Below are 21,149 nucleotides of genomic sequence, written 5' to 3'. Positions count from 1 at the left end.
GTGCGCGGTTCACCGGTGCTCGGCCCACCGGCTTCGGAGCGGGGCGGGCCGGCCGTGCGTGATCCGCTGCACTGGCTGATGGGGACCCGGCTCGAGGTCCCGACGAAGCTCGTCCCCGCCGACGTGCTGTTCGTGGTCGTCGCGCTGCTCGTGCTGCTCCCGAGTCTGCGCCTGCTCCGGCGGGGCGGTCGGACGCACGACCTGTGGCGCCTCACCGCCGTGCGTGCTGCCGTCGCGCTCGTCGGCGCGCTGGTCGGGCTGGCGGTGTGCTGGATCGTCGGCGACGTCACGAACACCTTCGACACGGTGCTCACCGCCGTCACGCGGATGTGGGTCGCGTTCGCGTTCGCGGCCCTCGCGCTCGCGGGTGTCGGGCTGGTGCACGGCGGACGTGCCCGACGGTGGACGAGCGTCGCGCTCGTGCCGCTGGCGCTCGTCGTCCCGGCGCTCGGCATCAACGTGGACTACGCCGCCTACCCGACGCTGAACACCCTGGTGCGGACGGACCCGTACCCCGCGCTGCACCTCGGCGACCAAGGACCGGTCGCGGGGCACCACGTCCCGAGCGCCGCCACGTGGACGCCCCCGGCGGACATGCCGACGACCGGCGTCATCGGCTCGGTGCGGATCCCCGGCCGGGCTTCCGGGTTCCCCGCCCGCCCGGCGGTCGTCTACCTGCCGCCCGCCGCACGCACGGCGGACCCGCCGGCCCTGCCCGTCATCGTCTCGCTGTCCGGGCAGCCGGGCGGCCCGAGCGACATGTTCTCCGTCGGACGCCTCGGCGACACGCTCGACCGGTACGCAGCGGCACACCACGGGCTCGCACCGATCGTGGTGTCCGCGGACCAGCTCGCCGTCCCCGGGCACAACACGATGTGCGTCGACTCCCGGCTCGGCAACGCCGCGACGTACATCACCCAGGACGTGCCGGACTGGATCACCACGCACCTCCGCGTCGCCCCGGACCGTCGGGCCTGGGGTCTCGTCGGGTTCTCCGAGGGCGCGACCTGCTCCGTGCAGTTCCTCACCGGGCACCCCGACGGCTTCTCGGCGGCACTCGCGATCGCGAGCGAGCTGCAGCCGGTCGACCGTGGCCCGGAGAACAGCGCCGACGAGGCCTTCGGCGGGTCCCTCGCGGCGTGGCGGGCCGCGGCACCGATCGCGCTCATGCACGCGCACGGCCCCTACACGCACCACGCGCTCTGGATGACGGCGGGGGCGAACGACAGCGACTTCGCCGACCACGCGATGCGGATCACCCGCGCGGCGACGGAGGCCGGGATCCGGGCGACGTCCGCGCTCGCCCCCGGGAGTGGCCACGACTGGAACACGGTGCAGTGGTCGCTCCACCGGGACCTGCCCCGCGAGGCGGACTTCTTGTTCGGGGCGATCCCGTGACGCGGTTCCGCCTGCTGTTGGTCGCCGCGGTGGCCGTGGTTGCCCTCGTCGTCCTGGTCGTCGGTCCGGCCGCCGTCGCCCCGCTCGCAGGGCTGCTGCTGGGGCTCTGCACCGTCACGGCGCTGCTCGTGCTGCTCCTCGCTCGGACGGACGACGGGCGCCGCTGAACCGGTCGGGCGGGCGGCAGGCTCGGGGCGGTGCGACTGTCATCGTTGCGCGCGCATCAAGCGACAAAACAGTTGTCGAACGACAACCGCTTCGTCGCTCCATGCGCGCGCATTCGGTGCGCGTGCATCAAGCGACAGAACGGCTGTCGAACGACAGCTGCGTTGTCGGAGCATGCGCTCGACAATCCGCCAGCCGAGGCGCCGGTGGTCTCGCCGCGGAGCGACCGCGGCCGCGAACCTCAGGCGTTCGCGACCAACCAGTCCAACTGCGCCGGCGCCACCTGCCGGTCGACCCACACCTGCCGCTCCACCCCGTCCGGCAGCGGAGACCCGGTCGACCCCTGCCACGCGAGCGTCAGGCCGACCCGCCGGAGCACCGCCGAAGAAGCCGGGTTGTTCGTCAGCACCCGCCCGGTGACCGGGACCTCGGGTGCGACGTCGCGCGCCGCGTGCACGGCAGCCAGCGCGGTCTCCGTCGCGTAGCCGTTGCCCCACGCTGCCGGCGCCAAGCGGTAGCCGAGGTTCCACACCCCGCCCGCGGTCATGTCGACACCGCCGACCCCGAGGAACACCCCGTCGGCCAGGGATCGGATGGCCCACGACCCGAGGCCGTGCCGAGCACGCCCGCCGATCTTCCGCTGCACCAGGTCGACCGTGGAGGCCCGGGACACGTGGCGTCCGCTCGGCAGGTGCCCCCAGGTGCGCGCGTCCGAGAACACGGCGTGCACGGCGTCGATGTCCGCCGGGGTGAGCGGTTCGAGCCGGAGGCGATCCGTCCGGATCCCCTGCGCGGGCATCAGCAACTGGTGGACCATGGCCTGATCCTGACCCGCACCGCCGACATCCGGGTGAACGCGTCCCGACTTCCGCGCGACGGTGTCCACTTCGTGCGGAATCCCGCACGCGGGGCAGCCTCCGCCTGCGACGGCACACGAGCGCCACAAGACCGACGCCGCAGCGGCCCGGGAAGCGGCCGAGCGGCGGCCCCGCAACCGTCCGGGCTTCAGTCGAGCAGGAGCGCCGGCTCCTCGATCACCGAGGCCACATCGTGCACGAACCGCGACGCCACGTCGCCGTCCACCACACGGTGGTCGAACGACGCACCGATCGTGGTCACCATGCGCGAGCGGACCTCGCCGTCGACGACCCACGGCTTCGGCTTGATCGTGCCCATCGCGACGATGGCGACCTCGCCCGGGTTGAGGATCGGTGTCCCGGTGTCCATCCCGAACACGCCGATGTTCGTGATCGTCACGGTGCCGTCCGCCATCTGCTGCGGGGTCGTCTTGCCGTCACGGGCCGTCAGCGTGAGCTCCTCGAGTGCCTGCGCGAGCTCGAGCAGCGACATGTCCTGCGCGTCTTTGATGTTCGGCACGATGAGCCCGCGGGGCGTCGCAGCGGCGATGCCGAGGTTCACGAAGTGGTGCACGATGATCTCGCGGTCGGTCCACGTCGAGTTGACCGAGCGGTTGCGGCGGACCGCCCAGATGACGGCCTTCGCGAAGATGAGCAGCGGGGAGACCTTGACCCCGGCGAACGTCGGCGAGGTCTTCAGCCGCTTCACGAACTCCATCGAGCGGGTCGCGTCGACGTCCACGAACAGCGACACGTGCGGTGCGGTGAACGCCGAGGTGGTCATCGCCGTCGCGATCGCCTTGCGGACGCCCTTGACCGGGATCGTCTCGCGGCGGACGTCGCCCCACTCGGGCGTCTCGATGTTCTGGAAGACGCTCGCCTGCTTCGCGTGCCGGATGACGTCGTCGCGCGTGACCTCGCCGGTGAGGCCGGTCGCCACGATGTCGACGAGTTCGACCCCGAGGTCCTTCGCGAGCTTCCGGATCGGCGGCTTCGCGAGCACGGTGACGGCAGCGGTGTGCTTGCGCGCGATGTTGGAACCCTGCGCGGCGACCGCGTCGGCGGTCGAGTCCTCGCCCGGGTCCGAGGAGGCCTCCGCCAGGGCGGCGGTGTCCGCACTGGAGGCACGGCTCGCCTCGGCCGCGAGCGCGGCGGCCCGGCGGGCACCCGGCTTGCGACGGGACGGCGACGAGGTCGCCGAGCCGTACCCGACGAGGACGGCACCAGAGGTCTCGTCGGTGCCCTGCACGGACGCACCGTCGGCGACCGGGGTCGGGGCAGCCGACGCCGGGGCTGGCGCAGGAGCAGCAGCAGCCCGAGCGACCGGAGCGGGCGAGGCTGCCGGGGTCGGGGCAACGACCGGCGCCGGAGCGGCCGGCGCGGCCACCTGGACGGGTGCCGCCTGCACCGGTGCCTGTGCGGCAGCAGGAGCAGCGGGGGCCGGGACGGTGGTCGCGACGTCCGGCGACACGGGGGCGGCGTCCGCGACCGGTGACGCGCCTCCCGCGACCGGCTCGGGCAGGGCGGCGCCCGAGGCGACGGACGCGTCGGACTCGACCCGGATGATCGGGCGGCCCACCTCGACCGTGTCGCCCTCGGACACGAGCAGCCCGGTCACGGTGCCGGAGAACGGCGACGGCAGCTCGACGAGGGACTTCGCGGTCTCGATCTCGACGAGGACCTGGTCGACGGCGATCTCGTCCCCGATCGCGACGCGCCACTGCACGATCTCGGCCTCGGTCAGGCCTTCGCCCACGTCGGGCAGGGGGAATTCGGCGGCGGCCACGGAGGCTCCTTCGACGATCTGGACGGGTGGGTCAGTAGGCGAGGGCGCGGTCGACGGCCTCGAGGACGCGGTCGGCGTCCGGTAGGTGCAGGTGTTCGAGCTTCGCGACCGGGAACGGGATGTCGAACCCGGAGACCCGGAGCGGGGGTGCCTGCAGCGTGTAGAACAGGCGCTCCGCCACGGTCGCGGCGATCTCGCTCCCGACACTCACGAAACCGGATGCCTCCTGTGCGATGACCAGGCGACCCGTCTTCCGCACCGAGGCGAGCAGCGGCTCCCAGTCGATCGGGGAGATCGAGCGGAGGTCGACGACCTCGCAGCTGGTGCCCTCGGTCTCGGCGAGGTCGGCGGCCTGCATGAGCGTCGCCACCATCGCGCCGTGGCCGACGAGGGTGACCTCGGAGCCGGTGCGGGCGACCCGCGTGGTGTGCATCGGCACGTGGCCGTCGACCAGGTCGACCTGGCCCTTCGGCCAGTAGCGGGACTTCGGCTCGAGGAAGACGACCGGGTCCTTGGACGCGATGGCCTCCTGGATCATCCAGTAGGCGTCGTTCGGGGTGCTCGGGCTCACGACGCGGAGGCCCGGCGTGTGCGCGAAGTAGGTCTCCGGGGACTCCTGGTGGTGCTCCACGGCGCCGATGTGGCCGCCGTACGGGATCCGGATCACGACGGGCAACGACATGTGCGCCGGCAGACGGTTCGCCATCTTCGCGAGCTGCGACGTGATCTGGTCGAAGCCGGGCCAGACGAAGCCGTCGAACTGGATCTCGACCACGGGACGGTAGCCACGGAGGGCCAGGCCGATCGCGGTGCCGATGATGCCGGCCTCCGCGAGTGGGGTGTCCCGGACGCGCTCGGGACCGAAGCGGTCCTGCAGGCCCTCGGTGATGCGGAAGACGCCGCCGAGCTGCCCGATGTCCTCGCCCATGAGCAGGACCTTGTCGTCCGCCTGCATCGCCGCGGCGAGTCCGGCGTTGAGCGCCTTGGCCATCGTCAGCGTGGGGGTGGGGTCGCTCGGGACCTCGCCGGCACCGGGGTGGGAGCGAAGCGTGTAGTCGAAGAGCTGCTCGGTGGTGCTCATCAGTGGGAGCCCCCTTCGTATCCGGCCTCGTACTGCTCGAGCCAGGCCTTCTGCTCGGCGACCAGCGGATGCGGCTCGCGGTACACGTTGTCGAACATCAGGTCGATGGACGGCGGCGTCATCGCCACGGTGCGCCGTCGGACGTCGGCGGCGATGTCCTCGCCTTCACGGTCGAACTCGGCGAGCTGCTCGTCGGTGACGCCCTTCGACCGCAGGTAGGCCGCGGACCGGGCGATCGGGTCGCGGTCGACCCACGACGAGAGTTCGTCGTCCCCGCGGTAGCGGCTCGGGTCGTCGGAGCTCGTGTGCGCGCCGATCCGGTACGTGTCGGCCTCGATGAAGGCCGGCCCCTTGCCGCTCCGCGCGTGGTCGGTCGCGACGACCGACGCCGTGTACGAGGCCAGGATGTCGTTGCCGTCGATCAGCACGCTCGGGATGCCGAAGCCCCGCGGCCGGTCCACGAGCGGGGTCGGCGACTGCACCGACACCGGGACCGAGATCGCCCAGTGGTTGTTCTGCAGGAAGAAGACGACGGGCGCCTGGGTCGACGCCGCGAACACGTAGGCCTCGTTCACGTCGCCCTGGCTCGTGGCACCGTCGCCGAAGTAGACGATCGAGCAGGCATCGCGGTCCGGGTCGCCCGTGCCGACGTCGCCGTCGAGCTTCTGGCCGAGCGCGTACCCGGTGGCGTGCAGCGTCTGCGAGCCGATCACGAGGGTCGAGATGTGGGTGTTGCCGCGCTCGTCCGGGTCCCAGCCACCGTGGGTCTGCCCGCGGTACATCGCGATGATCTCCATCGGCTCGACCCCGCGGTGGGTGGTCACGGCGTGCTCGCGGTACGAGGGGAACACGTGGTCCTGGGCCCGGAGCGCGAACACCGATCCGACCTGTGCTGCCTCTTGCCCGTGGCTCGGGACCCAGAGGCCGAGCTGACCGGTGCGCTGGAGGTTGTGGCCGGCGTGGTCGAACCGACGGGTGAGCACCATGCGGCGGTGCATCGCCAGCAGGGTCTCGTCCGGGATCGCTCGCGCAGCGGCGGCGAACTCGGCGTTCTCGTCGGTCTCCACGAACCGGCCCTCGGGGTCGAGGATCCGGACGGTGGTCGTCGCGGGAGCCGCGGCGCGGAATGACATGCGGGCCAGCGTAGCGGCAGCCGCTAGGCGGTCGCCTGGAGGTCCCCCACAAGCGACCGAGCCGTTTCGAGGAGCGTTTCCACAGCCTCGTGCTCGCCGATCGAGATACGGATCCCCTCCGGCGCGAAGGCCCGGACGATGATGCCCGCACGCTCGAACGCCTCGGCCGCGACCGCCGTGCCGTCACCGGTCGGGAGCCACACGAAGTTGCCCTGCGCGTCCGGCACGGCCCACCCCTGTGCCCGCAGGGCGGCCACGATGTGGTCGCGCTGCTCGGCGAGCTCGGCGACGCGGGCGAGCAGTTCGCCTTCGCGCTCGAGGCTCGCGAGCGCGGCCGCCTGGCCCTGCGCCGTCACCGACAGCGGGATGGCGCAGGCACGTACGGCGTCGAGCACGTACGCCGGACCGAGGGCGTACCCGACGCGCAAGCCCGCGAGCCCGTACGCCTTGGAGAAGGTACGGAGCACGACGAGGTTCGGGTACCGCTCGAGCAGCGCCGGGCCGCGGACCGCGGCGGGGTCGGTCACGAACTCGGCGTAGGCCTCGTCGAGCACCACCAGGACGTGCTGCGGGACGGCGGCCATGAACTGCTCGAACTCCGGACCGGTGACGATCGGACCGGTCGGGTTGTTCGGCGTGCAGACGATGACCATGCGGGTCCGCTCGGTGACGGCGGCGGCCATCGCGTCGAGGTCGTGCCCGCCGTCGGGGCGGTTCGGCACCTGCACGCTCGTGGCGCCGGCGACCGTCACGACGCCCGGGTAGGCCTCGAAGGAGCGCCAGGCGTAGACGATCTCGTCCCCGGGGCCGGATGTGGCCTTCGCGAGCTCGTGCAGGATCGCCACGCTGCCGGGCGCGACGTGGACCTCGTCGACGGTGGTGCCGAAGCGGTTCGCCAGGACGGCGCGCACGGCCAGCGCGGTGGCGTCCGGGTACCGGTTGAACGCCGTCTGCGCGTGCACGGCCTCGATCACGCCGGGGAGCGGCGGGAAGGGGTTCTCGTTGCTGGAGAGCTTGAAGGCGTCCGCGGCGGCCTGCCGCCCCTGCTTGTACGCGGGCAGGACAGCGATCTCGGGCCGGATGTGCACACGCTCGTCAGTCACCCGCCCAGGGTACCGGCACCGGTCCGGCCCGCCACGGGCATCATGGGGGCATGCGATTCCTCGTCCGCCTCGTCGTCAACGCCCTCGCGCTCTGGCTCACCACGCTCATCGTGAGCGGCGTGCACGTCACGCCGTTCGGGGATGGCGGGCCCGTCGCGTCCGTCCTCACCTTCCTGCTGGTGGCGTTCGTGTTCGGACTCGTGAACGCGGTGATCGGCACGGTCATCCGGATCGTGGCGTTCCCGATCTACATCCTCACGCTCGGGCTCGTCTCGTTCATCGTCAACGCGATCTTGCTGCTCATCGTCGCCGGGATCTCGGACGCGTTCGGCTTCGGGTTGCGGGTCGACTCCTTCGGCTGGGGCATCGTCGGTGCCTTCGTGCTCGCCGTCTGCGCCTGGCTGATCGGCCTGTTCGCCCGCCCGGTCCTGCGGCGGCAGCGCGCCTGAGCCGCTGGGGCGCGGGCGGCAGCGCGCCTGAGCCGCTGAGGCGCGGGCGGCGGCGCGCCGCAGCCGCAGGGGCGCCCTGGAGGGCGACCACCTGCTGGCCGTGAGGCGTCGTCGGGCGCCGCTCCGAGCCTCCAGGCCGGCCCGGCGGGACGAGACCACCGCGACCACCGTCGCGCGCGCGACCGCGCTGCGACATGATGAGGACATGCCCATGGACGCCGACGCCCTGTTCCGCGTCTCGTTCGTCTGCAGCGGCAACATCTGCCGGTCCCCGATGGCCGGCATCGTCTTCGCGCAGATCGCTGCGGAGGCGGGCCTCGCCGACCGCTTCCAGGTCGAGTCCGCCGGGACCGGCGACTGGCACGTCGGCGAGCCGGCCGACGAACGCACGATCGCAGCCCTCGCAGCACGCGGATACGATGGGAGCAGGCATCGCGCCCGTCAGTTCGACCCGGACCGGTTCCCGGACCTCGATCTGGTGGTCGCACTCGACCGCTCCCACGAACGCATCCTGCGCTCGTGGGCCCCGACCATGGACGACGCCGCCAAGGTGACGCTCCTGTTGCGGTACGACGACGCCTGGCCCCAGCAGACCGACGTCCCGGACCCGTACTACGCGGACCGGCACGAGTTCGACCGAGTGCTCTCGACCGTCGAACGGGCCTGCCGGGCGCTCTTCCGACAGCTCGAGCCGGCCGTCCGTCAGGGAGCCCCATGACCCCCCTTCCCCCGCAGCCGATCAGCCCGCTCGACGGGCGCTACTACCCGATCGTGCACACGGTGGGTGAGCACCTCTCCGAGGCCGGGCTCAACCGCGCGCGCATCGTCGTCGAGGTCGAGTGGCTGGTCTTCCTGACCGACCACGCGATGTTCACCACCTCCCCGCTGAGCGTCGACGACAAGGCGGCACTGCGCCGGGTCGTCGAGACGTTCGGCCAGGAGCAGATCGCCGAACTCGCCGAGATCGAGGCGACGACCCGCCACGACGTCAAGGCCGTCGAGTACTTCGTCCGCCGTCGGCTGAGCGAGCTGGGACTCGACGCGATCGCCGAGCTGACCCACTTCGCCGCGACCAGCGAGGACGTGAACAACCTCTCCTACGCGCTCACCGTGCGGGACACCGTCGACCAGGTCTGGCTGCCGGCGTTCCGCGCCGTCGTCGCCCGCCTCCGCGAGCTCGCGCTCGACCTGCGGGCCGTGCCGATGCTGTCGCACACCCACGGGCAGCCCGCGACCCCGTCGACGCTCGGCAAGGAGCTCGCCGTGGTCGTCTACCGGCTCGAGCGCGTCCTGGCGCAGATCGAGGGCAGCGAGTACCTCGGCAAGTTCTCCGGCGCGACCGGCACGTTCTCGGCGCACCTGGCCGCCGACCCCGAGGCCGACTGGCCGGCACTGTCGCGCGAGTTCGTCGAGGGCCTCGGCCTGACGTGGAACCCGCTGACCACCCAGATCGAGTCGCACGACTGGCAGGCGGAGCTCTACGACCGCGTCCGGCACGCCAACCGGATCCTGCACAACCTGGCGACCGACGTGTGGACCTACATCTCGATGGGGTACTTCACGCAGATCCCGGTCGCCGGTGCCACCGGGTCGTCGACCATGCCGCACAAGATCAACCCGATCCGGTTCGAGAACGCCGAGGCGAACCTCGAGATCTCGTCAGCGCTGTTCTCCACGCTGTCCGAGACGCTCGTCACCTCCCGTCTGCAGCGGGACCTCACCGACTCCACCACGCAGCGGAACATCGGCGTCGCGTTCGGGCACTCGCTGCTCGCGCTCGACAACCTCCGGCGTGGGCTGAGCGAGATCGCCGTGAACGAGGTCCGGCTGGCCGAGGACCTCGACCGCAACTGGGAGGTGCTGGCCGAGGCGATCCAGACGGTGATCCGGGCCGAGGTCACCGCCGGGCAGTCCGACATCGAGGACCCGTACGCGATGCTCAAGGAGCTCACGCGGGGCAAGCGCATCGGTCAGGAGGACCTGATCGCCTTCGTGAACGGGCTCGACATCTCGTCGGGGGCGAAGGCGCGGCTGACGAACCTGACGCCGGCGACGTACACGGGGCTGGCGGACGAGTTGGTCGACCACCTGGACGTCTGAGGACGGCGGGGCGGGGGCCCGGCCGCCGGGCCGCCGGGTCGCCCGGACGCAGGTCGCCCGGCTCCGGCGCCGCCCGGCCGAGACGCCGCCGTCTGCGTGTGACGCCGCCGCATCCTCGAGACGCCGCGGGTTCTGACGGCGTCTCGCGGCTGGAGGGGCGTCTCGAGGAGACGCGCGCGTCTCACCACCGCGCGCATCTCGCAGGGACGGCGCGTCTCGCGGCCAGCGGGGCGTCTCGAGGAGACGCGCCACAAACCGGCCCGTCAGCCCCGCCGCTGCCGCCGCTCCGCCACGATCCCCGCGAGCGCCCCACGCAGGTGCGGGTGACGGAACTCGTACCCGGCCTCCGTCAAGCGCGTCGGGACGACCCACCGGCTCTTCAACACGAGCTCGGTCTCGGTGCGGATCACGAACGACCCGAGTTCGAGCATCCAGCGCCACGTCGGCAGCCCGAAACGACGACCCACCGCGTCACGGAGGGTGGCCATCACCGTCCGGTTGTCCGACGGGTTCGGACTCGAGACGTTGATCGGACCGTCGAGCTCGGGGTGGTCGCGGACGAACCGGATCGAGCCGAGGACGTCCTCGATGTGCACCCAGCTGAACTTCTGCCGCCCGTGCGTGTGCCGGTCGTGGTGGTAGGTCCCGGCGCGCAGGCGGGAGCGGGTCGGGAACCACGGGCCGTCGTACTGCGGACCGCCGAGCCCGGCCTGCGCCAGCCGCAGCAGGGGCACGAGCGCGCTGCCGTCCCCGAAGACGATCGCCATGCGGAGCGCGACGCGTCGGGTCCCCGGCAGCTCGACGCTGTCGAGGGCGTCCTCCCACGCCTTCGCGACCGACACCGAGAACCCCTCGCCGAGCTCGCCGGTCGCCTCGTCCTGCGGGCGGTCGTCGGCGTGCCGGTAGATCGTCGCGGTCGACGCGTTCACCCACAGCGGCGGCGGGTGCTCGCTCGACCGGATCGCCTCGGCGAGCTCGAGCGTGGTGTCCACCCGGGAGCGGATGATCTCGGCCCGGTTCCGTCGCCCGTAGCGGCAGTCCACGCTCTTCCCCGCCATGTTCACCACCATGGCGGCGCCGTCGACGAGCTCGCGGATGCGCAGGGTGTTGCCCCACACCGCGTCGCCCGCCCGGCCGACGGTGACGACCTGGTACCCCTCGTCCGCGAAGGCGTCCCGCAGGTACCTCCCGACGAAGCCGCTCGCTCCCGCGATCACGACACGCTGCTGTTCGTCCATCAACGATCCCCCTCCGGACCGGTCTCCGGCACGATGCCGTACCGGAACGCTCCCTCGTACCGGTACAGCGTGCCGATGACCGGCGCCGTGAGCACCAGTGACACGCGCTGCCGGTCCGCTTCGTCATCGAATCGTTCCACGAGCGTCACCCGCGGGGACAGGGCAGTCGGGAGGCGCCACCCCCGACCCAGGGCACGGAACCACAAGCGCGTGGAGACCAGGCGCAGGGCGCCGTCGGTCACCTCGATCCGCAGGAGGGCGCTGACGCGCCCGTGGTGGCCGAGGTGGTCCACGAGCCCCTCGGGTTCGGCGGTGATCGCGTCGACCATCGTGCGGTCGCCCGTGCGGAACCGGAACGTGCGCTGGGCCCGGACCGCGACCCTCCCGGCGGTGTGACTCGGCCGGTTCTCGACCGTGAACGGCACGTCACGCTCCCAGACCGGGAACATCACGGCATCGCGGGCGAACCACGCGAGGACCGGCCACAGCCACCGCCGGGGCGTGCCCACGACGGCGAAGACGCCCTCGCCGCGCCCCACGTGTCCGGGAGGGATCGGCCCGAAGTAGGCGCGGAGCCGCGGGTGCAGACCGGCCAGGCCCTCGGGCGACGTGCTCAGCTCGTACGGCGACCGGGTCACGTGACGATCCTGGCACGTCGTCAGTGCGGGTCCCTACGATGTTGCCCATGGGTCACGATCACGGCGGTGGACACGCGCACGGGCACGCGTCCGAGCGCGCGCTGCTGGTGGCGTTCTGCATCTCGGCGGGCATCCTGCTGGCCGAGGTGATCGGTGCCGTCGTGACCGGGTCCCTCGCGCTCCTGGTCGACGCCGGACACATGGTCGTGGACACCGGTGGCCTGGGGATCGGGCTCGTCGCGACGCGGCTCGCACGCCGCAGTCCGACGGCGCAGCGGACCTGGGGCTACCAGCGTGCCGAGGTCCTCGGCGCGACGGCGCAGGCGGCGATCCTGCTCGCGGTCGGGGTCTACGTGATCATCTCCGCCGTGCAGCGCCTGTTCGTCCCGGCCGAGATCCACGCCGGTCCGCTGCTCGTGTTCGGCGCCATCGGGCTCGTCGGCAACGTGGTGGCCTACGCGGTGCTGTTCCGTGCCTCCGGCGAGTCCTTCACGTCGCGCGCTGCACGGCTCGAGGTCCTCAACGACACCCTGGGATCGGTGGCCGTCATCGCCGCTGCGATCGTGCTCGACCTGACCGGGTGGCAGCGGGCGGACTCGCTCGCGGCGATCCTGATCGGGCTCCTCATCCTGCCGCGGGCGATCCGGCTCCTGCGCGAGACCGCGAACGTGCTGCTCGAGTCGACGCCCCCGGGACTCGACCTCGACGCGGTGCGTGGTCACATCCTGGAGCTCGACCACGTCATCGCGGTGCACGACCTGCACGCCACCCTGGTCGCCACCGGCGTGCCGAACCTGACCGCGCACGTGGTGGTGGACGACCACTGCTTCTCGACGGCGCACGCTCCGCGGATCCTCGACGAGCTGCAGCAGTGCGTCGCGGAGCACTTCGACGTCCCGGTGGAGCACTCGACGTTCCAGCTCGAGCCCGCGTCCCACCAGCGCCACGAGCACGAGGTCCACGCCTAGCGCCACCCGAGCGCTGCACCCCGGCGTGCCCCGGGGTGCCCCCGCACGCTGTGTGGCGCCGCGCCCCCGCGTGCCCCCGCGTGCCCCCGCACAACATGTCCGCGCATCCTCCGACGCCACACGAGTCGATCGCGTGGCGCGTGGTCGGAACATGCACACGCAGCAAATGCGTGTGCAACAGCCGACAAAGCACGAGTCGAACGACTCGTGCTTTGTCGGAGCATGCACACGCATGCTCGCCAGCGCCAGCGCCAGCACCCCGGAGCGACTACGCGCGCGCCGCCAACCGCGTCCCGGCGAAGACGGCCAGGACGATGACGAACACCACGTAGGCGAGCAGGACGGGGAGCGTCGGCACCACGAGCAACGCTGCGCCGACCGCGACGACCGGCACGGTGAGCCCGGCGTACGCGATCAGGAACGTCGCCGCGAGGACGCCACCCCGCTCCTCCGGCCCGACGAGTGCCCCGGCGCTGGCGATGCTCGCCCGGAACAGCAGCCCGACCCCCGCGCCGGCGATCACACCGCCACCGATGAACCCGGCGACCTGCAGCACGATCGCCGCGACGGCCAGGACCACCAGGCCTCCGACGAGCAGCACCAGGCCGAGTCGGATCTGGGTCCGCTGAGCCAGGCGGGCGAAGACGACCTGCGAGACCGCGCTCGCGGCGAAGACACCGAACGTCGTCGCTCCGGCGGCGAGTCGGTCCGTCACGTGGAACGTGGTGCCGAGGAAGCTCGGCGCGACCGACGTGAAGAGCCCCTGCACGGCGAGGGCAGCGAACGCCGCGGTGCCCGCTGCCCAGAACGCGGCACCCTTGCCCTCCGGGGCCTGCATCCGCTGCGGTCGGTAGGCGACCGGCGTCTCGGGACGGCCGACGGTCTCGGGCGCGGCGAGCACGACCACGAAGGCCACCGCCAGCGCCACCACGAAGACGACGTACGGCACCATGAGCGGCTGCCCGACGAACTCGGCGAGGCCACCACCGACGAGCGCTCCGAGGGAGAGCCCCCCGAGGTTCACGACGCCGGCCGCGACGCTGGCACCCTTGGCCGACGCCTCCGAACCCGTGGCGCGGACCCGGAGTTCACCGAGGTGCGCGGTCGCGGTGGCGGTGAGGGTCCCGACGCCGAGCCCGGTGACCAGGCGCGCGACGATCAGCCCGGAGACGTCGTTCCAGAGCAGGAAGAGCACGGCCGCGACGAGCTCCAGCGCGATGGACACGAGGATGAGCGGCTTCCGACCGTGCACGTCGCTCAGGTGTCCGGCAAGGTACAGCGACCCGACGACGCCCACGCCGTACGCGGCGAAGATGACGGTCGTCGTGAAGGTCGGGAACCCGTCGCGCGCCTGGTAGATGACGTAGAGCGGGGCGGGGACGGTCGCGAAGGCCATCACCGCGGTGAACGCGAACGCGACGGCCCAGAAGCCGGCGTTGTGCCGACGGCGGGAGTGCGCGCGGCGACCACGGGGTGCGGGGACCCGGTCGGTACGGCGGTCGCGGCCCTGACCGGACTCGGCGGCCGCGGGGGATTCGGTGACGGTGGACATGCTCCGATGGTGGCTCGGATCCGTCATCGAGTCCAACGGATGCTCTTGATGGCGGGCATCGATCGCGTCGATACTGGTGGCATGGAGACCCGGCTGCTGGAACAATTCGTCACCGTCGCGGCGGAGGGCAGCGTCACCCGCGCCGCCGAGCGACTCTGGGCAGCGCAGTCCACCGTGTCCGCCGGCATCGCGAGTCTCGAGCGCTCGTTCGGCGTGCGGTTGTTCGACCGGACCGGCCGCCACCTCGTCCTCACCACCGCCGGCGAGGACCTGCTCCCCCACGCCCGAGCCGTCCTGGAGTCACTCGACCGGATGCGCGACCTCGCGACCGCCGACGACGCGGACCTGCGGGGCCGGGTCCGGCTCGGGATCTTCACGAGCATGGACATCGTCGACCTGACCGGGGTGCTCCGGGGGTTCCGGCAGCGACACCCGCTGGTGGCGGTCGAGCTGATGACCTCGCCATCGGGGACCACGGGGCTCGTGCAGGACCTCGCGAGCGGTCGGCTCGACCTCGCCTACACTGGCCTGCCGGCGGTCCCGGCGGGCATCGTCGTGGAACCGCTCCGCGTGATGCCGTTCCGGGTGTTCCTCGCGGCCGACCACACGCTCGCCGCACGCTCGTCGGTGTCGCTCCGCGAACTCGCGGACGAACCGTTCATCGACACCGCACACGGCTTCGGCAACCGGATCATCCTGGACGCCGTCCTGGAGCGTCTCGGCATCCGACGGCGGATCGTCGCGGAGATGAACGACATGCCCGCGGTGATCCGGTTCGCATCCGCCGGGTTGGGCGTCGGGGTTGTGCCGGACTCCGGCGTGCGGCACGACGGCGCGGTGCTCGAGCTGCAGGACGAGGTGGAGCCGCTCCGGATCGGCCTCGCGATGCGAACGTCCCCGGAACCGAACCGCGCCACCCGCGCGCTGGCTCGCGACATCGTCGCGGCTCGCGTCGGCTGAGTCCCACCGACGGACTGGAGGCGCGGGTGGTCCCCGCCACGCGCCTCCAGGCCGTCAGTCCCCCCAGATCTCCCCGACGACCGCAGCCAGGAGCCCGTCCGTCGGGAAGTCGGTCTGGTAGATCTTGATGGTCACGCCGTCGCGCTCGAAGGTCGTCGCCGTGACCGCGGGGCCCTGGGCGCCCGAGCCGGTGCTCTGGCACACCCGGCCGCCGAGACGGTCCTGGCACGTGCCGCCAGGTGGGTCCTGGGACGTGCCGCCGAGGCGGCCGTCCGTTTCCTGGGCCATGCCGGGCGCGAGGTCGGCGGTGCGCCCGACCTGGAGCACGAGGTTGGCCTGGACGCCCTCGTTCTGCCACGTGCACAACAGCGATTCGTGCTCGCCGCGCAGCCCCTGGATGCGGTCGTTGCCGTCGGGATGGCGTGAGAGCCCGGGCGAGAGGATCTGTTCGCTCAGCGCGGCCGCTCCGAAGAACCGGAGGTAGTCCGGTTGTGGCACGAGGAAGTAGCACTCACCGGGGATCCGGACGTCCGCCCGAGGAGCCGCGGTCGGGGTTCCCGTCGGCGACGGCGACGGGGTCGGGGTCGGACGCGGGGTGGGTGTCGCGGTGATCGGCGCCGAGATCGGCGTTGTGGCCGACGGCGGCGTCTTCGGCTCCTGCGTGACGGCGGGAGCGGCGACGGGCTGGTCACGGTGCGCGAGCGTCAACGCGACGGCGCCGGTCGCGGTGCCGAGCGCGAGGAGCCCGACGACCGTGATGACGATGCCGGTGTGCGGGGTGCGTCGCTTGGGTCGTGGGGTGGCTCGCTCGAGGACGTTCTGCTTCATCGAGACGAGCATGCGGTGCAGGTCGTCTCCCTCGGGGGGTTCAGTGTTCATCGTGCGTCACCGCCTTCTTGAGTCGTCGGCGGGACCGGGAGACCCGCTGCGTGACCGCGCCGACGCTCAACCCGAGCAGCTGCGCGGCCTCCGCGTAGGAGTACCCCTGCAGCAGGCACAGTTCGCAGATCCGCCGGTCCGTGTCGGGCAGCGCCGCGATCTCGGCGCGCACCCACCGCAACTGCTCCGCGGCGTCGGTGTGGTCGCCGGGTGCGGGGACCTGGTCGGGGAGCTCGTCGCCGGCGTGCTTGGTGTTGCGGCGGGCGAGGTTCTTGGCGTGGTTGCGGCACACGACCAGCAGCCACGGCAGCAGCATCCCGGTCGGCAGCTGCAGGCCGTCGGCTTTCTGCCACAGGGTCAGCATCGTGTCCTGGACGAGTTCCTCGACGTCCTGCCGCGACCCCGCGATCGCCCACGCGTACCGCGTCAGCGTCGGCGCGAACCGATCGAACGCCGACGCCAACGCAACACGATCGCCCATGGCGAGTCGGCGGATCAGGCCTGCGTCGTCCGTGCCGGGGTCGGTCTCCACGCCCACATCCCACCTCCCTTCACCCCAGAGGTGTCGGAGGGCGCGCGATCATGACAGGACCGTGCCCGATTCGTGATCCCGGGCGTGTCGGTCGTGGCCGTGGAGTCGACCGGGATCAGTCCTGCAGCAGGTGCGCGATCCCGTCGACGGAGCGTCGTGCGGCGCTCGACGTGGACAGGAACCCGACCGCCACGATGCCCAGACCGATCCCGACGACGATCCACCACATCGGGTGGGTGGCCACACCGAACCCGGCACCGACCGTCGCGACCGCGCTCGCCCCGGTGACCGTTCCGGCGAGGGCGACGCCGAGCGAGACCCCGGTCTGGCGGCTCGTGGACGCGACGGCAGCTGCCGACCCCGACTGAGCACGGGGCATCCCCGAGACGGCGGTGTTCGTGATCGGCGCGTTGACCATCCCGAACCCGAAGCCGAACAGCGTGAAGGCGATGACGAGCACCCACATCGGGGTGTGGGCGTCGATGGTCGTCAGGACCGCGCCCGCTGCAGCGACCCCGAAGCCCGCCAGCACGAGGGGGACGCGCGTGCCGATCGAGCCGACGAGCCGGCCGGAGATCAGCGACACGATCATCGTCGCGACGGCCGCGGGGAGCGTCCAGAGGCCCGCCTCGAACGGCGACATGCCCCGGACCTCTTGGAGGTAGAGCGCACCGAGGAACAGGAACGCGCCGTTCGCGCCGAACGCCGCGATCGCGGTGACGACCGCGGACGAGAACGGGATGCTGCGGAAGAACCGCACGTCGATGAGGGGCTCTGCCCGACGACGCTCGACGAGCACCAGGGTGACGAGGGCGGCCGCTGCGACCACGAACAGGCCCAGTGTCGCCGGTGACGTCCAACCGAGTCGGGGTCCCTCGATGAGTCCACCCACCAGCGTGGCGAGCAGCACGATCACGAGCACCTGACCGACGGGGTCCAGGCGCCGCGGCTTGGGCGACTTCGACTCCGGGACGAACAGGAACGTGAGCACGATCGCGGCGAGGCCGATCGGCACGTTGATCCAGAAGATCGCGCGCCAGCCCACCGAGTCGGTCAGGGCGCCCCCGACGAGCGGGCCGAGGCCCATCGAGACACCGACGACCGCCCCCCAGATGCCGACGGCACGGGCGCGTTCCTTGGCGTCGTCGAACGTGGCGGTGATGATCGACATCGCGACCGGGTTCATCATCGATCCCCCGACGGCCTGCACCATCCGGTACACGACGAGCCAGCCGACGCTCGGCGCGATCGAGCACAGGAGCGACCCGACGGTGAAGAGCGCCAACCCGATCTGGAACGTCGTGCGGCGGCCGATGCGGTCAGCGGTGGAACCGGACAGGAGCAGCAGGCTCGCGAGCACCAGGGTGTAGGCGTCGATCGTCCACTGCAGCCCGGAGATGGTGCTGTGGAGTTCCCGTCCGATCGACGGCAGCGCGACGTTCACCACGGTCGCGTCCATCGAGACGATGAACAGGCTCATGCAGCAGATCGCGAGGATCAGGAAGCGGTGCCGGTACCGGTTCGGCAGGTCCGGGTCGCCCTGGAACGGTCGGCGGGTCGGCAGCGTGCGGACGCTGCGCTCAGTGGAAGTCGTCGCCGTCTCCTTCACCCGGGGTCTTGTGACCGCCGAGCATGTCGTTGTCGTCCTGGTCGCTGGTGGATGCCAGTTGGAGCATCGCCAGGACGACCACGACGACGATGAACGCGATCCCGAGGAAGATCACGGCGAGCTGGAACTCCCGCGTTGACATGAGGACGACGAGCCCGGTGAACACCGCGACGATCGCGGAGATCCCGAGGAGTTCGACCGGCCGCAGGCGGTCGCGACGACTGGGGGTGGTCATGCGTGTGGAGCTCCGTCCGGGGCGGTGGCGGCCGGAGCGGCCGTGCCCCACTTGTGCGAGAGGCCGGCGATCACGTGGAAGACCGCGGTGATGGCGAGGTAGGCGCCGAGCAGGCCGACGAGGACGATCGACGCGTCGAGGACCCCGGAGACGCGCTCGACGCCGCCGAGCTGCTTGGAGTAGTCGGGCGGCGTGACGAGGAACGCGACCGCGAGCAGCAGCGTGAGCCCCCCGACGGTCACCCAGTCGCGGGCGAACGGTGAACGACCACGAGCGCGGAGGCCCTGCGTCAGCTCGAGGGCGCCCGACAGGACGGCGAAGGCGACGACCACCGCGATGAAGGCGGGGAGTCCGTGCCCGTTCAACGCGATCCCGGCGACACCCGCGAGCAGGACGATCACCGCCTGCAGCGTCGTGGTGCGTCGCGACCGCACGTCGCCCGGGAGCCGGCCGCCGGCCAGGAGCAGCACGATCCCCTCGACCACCGCGAAGACGCCGAACAACAGCAGCCCGTAGCCGGCGGCGTGGTTGCTGGAGAAGGTGATGACGAGCGCGATGACCGCGGCGGGGACAGCCCGGAGGATGGGGACCGGCCAGTACCGCGCGCGCTGGGTGGCGTCGTCCACGGTGTCGGACACGGGACCTCTTTCGGGCGATCGGATCGTTCCTCGATCCTACCGCCGGCCACGTGGGCGCCCGACCGCGGGCCCGGGCACCCGCGCTGAGGATGCTCGAACCCGCGGTCGGTGGACGTCACTCGCCAGCGGTGGGCCGACCGGGGGCGTGCTCGGGGTCGACTGCGCTCCGCCCTCGGGCGCGTGCCACCCACCAGCAGGTCCCGCCCGCAGCGAGGAGGACCTCACCGAGCGCCCCGGCGGTGCCGAGTCCGCCCGCGCCCGTGTACGCGAGTGCCCCGCCGCGGTGGCCTGCGGCGGGGGCTCCGCCGGCCGAGCCGTCACGGTCCGCGGCTCCGCCACTCGTCGGACCACCGGAACCGTCCGCCGCGCCGCCGTCTCCGCGCCCGCCGGTGTCGGGTCCGCCGTCGCCGGGTCCGCCGCCGTTCCCGGCGCCACCGTCACCAGGACCGCCCCCGTTGCCGCCGCCGCCGCCGTCACCGTCTCCACCGCCACCGCCGCCGTTGCCGCCGTCACCGGGCCCGCCGTCGCCCGGCCCACCGTCACCCGGCGTCACCACGATGGACACCCCCGGCGAGGGATCGCCCCCGTCCGGGTCGGTGGGCGACGTGGCGGTCGCCACGTTCACGACGTCCGACCCGTCCCCCCGGTACCCGGCATCGAGCACGGCCCGGATGTGGAAGTCGACGGACGCTCCGGGTGCGAGCGCGGCTCCCGATCGGCAGGTGACCCGCTGGCCGTCGGCCGTGCACCCGTCGTCGGACCCCGCGAAGTGGACGGCGGCGGGCAGGTCGTCGACCGCTCCGACGTCCTGCGCCGTGCCGGGTCCGCGGTTCCGGGCGGTCACGAGGTACTCGACGGTGTCACCCGGGCTGATCCCCGACGCCGGCGACACCGACTTCTCGGTCTCGAGCTGCGCGGCGGTCGTCACGAGCGTCGTCGCCTCGGATCGGTTGTCGTCCTCGTCCGTGTCCGCCAGGGTCGGCTCGGGCTCGATGGTCGCCACGCTCGTCAGGTCCCCGGTGGCCGACGGGTCGACGGTGCCGTGCACCGTGACGGTCGCGTGCGTCCCCCGCGGCAGGCCGAGGTCCGTCGCGACGTCCCCGGTCCCGGCGTCGGTCGCGCAGCTCGCACCGTCGGCGCCGACGCACGTCCAGGTGACGTCGTGCAGGGCCTCGGGGACGTCGACGGTCAGCGGGCTGGGCGCGGAGTCGTTGATCCCGCTGTTCCGAGCGGTGACGGAGTACTCCAGGGGGCCACCCGCGACGACCGCGGGCGGGAGCTGCTGGTCCACGGCGAGGTCCGCGGGTTTCCAGACGCGGAGGTCGTCGACCTCGTGCACGTCGAAGTGGCTGCCGGTCGCCGCCGCGAACCCGAGCCGCAGCGTGGATGGCAACGGGGCCTGTCCGTCGCCGTGCAGCGGGACGGCGTCGAGCACGGTGCGGAGCGCTCCCCCGGCTTCCATCCGGACGGTGAGGGCGAGCTGGCCGTCGTCGCCGGGCAGCAGCGTGACCCGGACCTTCCGTGGGGTGCGGCCCTGGGTGACGACGGACCCCGGGGCCCGGGCGCCCGTGACGTACCGGTAGCCGGTCGTGCCGTCACCCGACCCGCGGATGACGACGAACTCGGGCTGCGGACCAGGGCCCGAGCCGTTGATGGGCTGGGAGAAGTTGCCGTACTGGTCGAACGCGACCGCGGCGAACCCGGACGGCACACCGGGCAGGTCGCACGGCCCTTCACCCTGCGTGGCCTCCGGCTTGCAGGCGTACCCGAGCCCCGCACCGATCGCGCCGACACCGGCTGTGCGGCGCCGTCGGCCAGGTAGAGCAGG

21 protein-coding genes are annotated in these 21,149 nt (G+C 72.2%); 7 read left to right on the top strand and 14 right to left on the bottom strand.

Annotated elements, in window-relative coordinates; all coding sequences use genetic code 11:
- The first annotated feature begins 54 nt into the window (after window positions 1-54).
- Both J7E22_RS18180 and J7E22_RS08380 read left to right on the top strand, forming a co-directional pair.
- Window positions 55-1,398 carry an esterase family protein gene (locus J7E22_RS18180; RefSeq protein WP_214980833.1) on the top strand — a complete coding sequence of 448 codons (1,344 nt, stop codon included), beginning with the start codon at window positions 55-57 and terminating at the stop codon, window positions 1,396-1,398.
- Window positions 1,395-1,565: a hypothetical protein gene (locus tag J7E22_RS08380; RefSeq protein WP_214980832.1), complete on the top strand. Its 171-nt coding sequence runs from the start codon at window positions 1,395-1,397 to the stop codon at window positions 1,563-1,565. The genes J7E22_RS18180 and J7E22_RS08380 overlap by 4 nt, the downstream gene beginning before the upstream one ends.
- 239 nt (window positions 1,566-1,804) lie before the next feature.
- Here J7E22_RS08380 and J7E22_RS08375 read toward each other — a convergent pair whose 3' ends face one another.
- The 5 genes from J7E22_RS08375 to J7E22_RS08355 form a co-directional block, all read right to left on the bottom strand.
- Window positions 1,805-2,380, bottom strand: coding sequence for a GNAT family N-acetyltransferase (locus J7E22_RS08375; protein ID WP_214980830.1), 576 nt, complete (start codon window positions 2,378-2,380; stop codon window positions 1,805-1,807).
- Window positions 2,381-2,568: 188 nt separating this feature from the next.
- Complete coding sequence (locus J7E22_RS08370) at window positions 2,569-4,206, bottom strand: dihydrolipoamide acetyltransferase family protein (protein ID WP_214980828.1); 1,638 nt, start codon at window positions 4,204-4,206, stop codon at window positions 2,569-2,571.
- A 31-nt stretch (window positions 4,207-4,237) separates the two neighbouring features.
- On the bottom strand, window positions 4,238-5,197 hold the full coding sequence (locus tag J7E22_RS08365) for an alpha-ketoacid dehydrogenase subunit beta (RefSeq protein WP_214981550.1): 960 nt from the start codon (window positions 5,195-5,197) through the stop codon (window positions 4,238-4,240).
- 89 nt (window positions 5,198-5,286) lie between these two features.
- Window positions 5,287-6,420 (bottom strand): thiamine pyrophosphate-dependent enzyme, encoded by a 1,134-nt coding sequence (locus tag J7E22_RS08360; protein WP_214980826.1) that lies wholly within the window; start codon window positions 6,418-6,420, stop codon window positions 5,287-5,289.
- 23 nt (window positions 6,421-6,443) lie between these two features.
- Window positions 6,444-7,523 (bottom strand): histidinol-phosphate transaminase, encoded by a 1,080-nt coding sequence (locus J7E22_RS08355; RefSeq protein WP_214980824.1) that lies wholly within the window; start codon window positions 7,521-7,523, stop codon window positions 6,444-6,446.
- Window positions 7,524-7,573: 50 nt separating this feature from the next.
- Between J7E22_RS08355 and J7E22_RS08350 the strand changes: the two genes are divergently transcribed.
- The 3 genes from J7E22_RS08350 to purB all read left to right on the top strand — a co-directional run bounded on the left by J7E22_RS08350 (window position 7,574) and on the right by purB (window position 10,072).
- Window positions 7,574-7,972 carry a phage holin family protein gene (locus J7E22_RS08350; RefSeq protein WP_214980822.1) on the top strand — a complete coding sequence of 133 codons (399 nt, stop codon included), beginning with the start codon at window positions 7,574-7,576 and terminating at the stop codon, window positions 7,970-7,972.
- 205 nt (window positions 7,973-8,177) lie between these two features.
- The gene (locus J7E22_RS08345; protein WP_214980820.1) at window positions 8,178-8,690 is read left to right on the top strand and encodes a low molecular weight protein-tyrosine-phosphatase; all 513 of its coding nucleotides are present in this window, start codon (window positions 8,178-8,180) and stop codon (window positions 8,688-8,690) included.
- Window positions 8,687-10,072: an adenylosuccinate lyase gene (purB, locus tag J7E22_RS08340; RefSeq protein WP_214980818.1), complete on the top strand. Its 1,386-nt coding sequence runs from the start codon at window positions 8,687-8,689 to the stop codon at window positions 10,070-10,072. The genes J7E22_RS08345 and purB overlap by 4 nt, the downstream gene beginning before the upstream one ends.
- 263 nt (window positions 10,073-10,335) lie before the next feature.
- Here the strand turns inward: purB and J7E22_RS08335 are convergent, their stop codons facing one another.
- Together J7E22_RS08335 and J7E22_RS08330 are read right to left on the bottom strand one after the other, a co-directional pair.
- Window positions 10,336-11,310, bottom strand: a complete 975-nt coding sequence (locus J7E22_RS08335) for an epimerase (protein ID WP_214980816.1) — start codon at window positions 11,308-11,310, stop codon at window positions 10,336-10,338.
- Window positions 11,310-11,948 carry a DUF4166 domain-containing protein gene (locus J7E22_RS08330; protein WP_214980814.1) on the bottom strand — a complete coding sequence of 213 codons (639 nt, stop codon included), beginning with the start codon at window positions 11,946-11,948 and terminating at the stop codon, window positions 11,310-11,312. Before J7E22_RS08330 ends, J7E22_RS08335 begins: the two co-directional genes overlap by 1 nt.
- A 47-nt stretch (window positions 11,949-11,995) precedes the next feature.
- Here J7E22_RS08330 and J7E22_RS08325 point away from each other — a divergent pair, with 47 nt between their 5' ends.
- The gene (locus J7E22_RS08325) at window positions 11,996-12,916 is read left to right on the top strand and encodes a cation diffusion facilitator family transporter (RefSeq protein WP_214980812.1); all 921 of its coding nucleotides are present in this window, start codon (window positions 11,996-11,998) and stop codon (window positions 12,914-12,916) included.
- A gap of 268 nt (window positions 12,917-13,184) precedes the next feature.
- On the opposite strand, the gene J7E22_RS08320 is transcribed toward J7E22_RS08325, so the two are convergent.
- Window positions 13,185-14,468 carry an MFS transporter gene (locus J7E22_RS08320; protein WP_251008877.1) on the bottom strand — a complete coding sequence of 428 codons (1,284 nt, stop codon included), beginning with the start codon at window positions 14,466-14,468 and terminating at the stop codon, window positions 13,185-13,187.
- Window positions 14,469-14,516: 48 nt separating this feature from the next.
- Between J7E22_RS08320 and J7E22_RS08315 the strand changes: the two genes are divergently transcribed.
- Window positions 14,517-15,428 (top strand): LysR family transcriptional regulator, encoded by a 912-nt coding sequence (locus J7E22_RS08315; RefSeq protein ID WP_214980810.1) that lies wholly within the window; start codon window positions 14,517-14,519, stop codon window positions 15,426-15,428.
- A 54-nt stretch (window positions 15,429-15,482) separates the two neighbouring features.
- Here J7E22_RS08315 and J7E22_RS08310 read toward each other — a convergent pair whose 3' ends face one another.
- From J7E22_RS08310 to J7E22_RS08285, 6 genes are all read right to left on the bottom strand, one after another.
- Entirely contained in the window at window positions 15,483-16,307 is an 825-nt protein-coding gene (locus tag J7E22_RS08310; protein WP_214980808.1) for a hypothetical protein, read from the bottom strand.
- Window positions 16,297-16,839, bottom strand: coding sequence for a sigma-70 family RNA polymerase sigma factor (locus J7E22_RS08305; protein WP_308159185.1), 543 nt, complete (start codon window positions 16,837-16,839; stop codon window positions 16,297-16,299). Before J7E22_RS08305 ends, J7E22_RS08310 begins: the two co-directional genes overlap by 11 nt.
- Before the next feature lie 115 nt (window positions 16,840-16,954).
- Window positions 16,955-18,448 carry a DHA2 family efflux MFS transporter permease subunit gene (locus J7E22_RS08300; RefSeq protein ID WP_308159184.1) on the bottom strand — a complete coding sequence of 498 codons (1,494 nt, stop codon included), beginning with the start codon at window positions 18,446-18,448 and terminating at the stop codon, window positions 16,955-16,957.
- On the bottom strand, window positions 18,420-18,683 hold the full coding sequence (locus J7E22_RS08295; protein WP_214980806.1) for a hypothetical protein: 264 nt from the start codon (window positions 18,681-18,683) through the stop codon (window positions 18,420-18,422). Before J7E22_RS08295 ends, J7E22_RS08300 begins: the two co-directional genes overlap by 29 nt.
- Entirely contained in the window at window positions 18,680-19,321 is a 642-nt protein-coding gene (locus tag J7E22_RS08290) for a hypothetical protein (protein ID WP_214980804.1), read from the bottom strand. Before J7E22_RS08290 ends, J7E22_RS08295 begins: the two co-directional genes overlap by 4 nt.
- 115 nt (window positions 19,322-19,436) lie before the next feature.
- Window positions 19,437-21,032 (bottom strand): DUF11 domain-containing protein, encoded by a 1,596-nt coding sequence (locus J7E22_RS08285; protein ID WP_214980802.1) that lies wholly within the window; start codon window positions 21,030-21,032, stop codon window positions 19,437-19,439.
- Window positions 21,033-21,149: the final 117 nt, after the last annotated feature.

The organism is Curtobacterium sp. ISL-83 (assembly GCF_018613895.1).
GTDB lineage: Bacteria > Actinomycetota > Actinomycetes > Actinomycetales > Microbacteriaceae > Curtobacterium.
The sequence above is the reverse complement of the archived record's forward strand: the minus strand, read 5'-3'. Positions and strand labels throughout refer to the sequence as shown.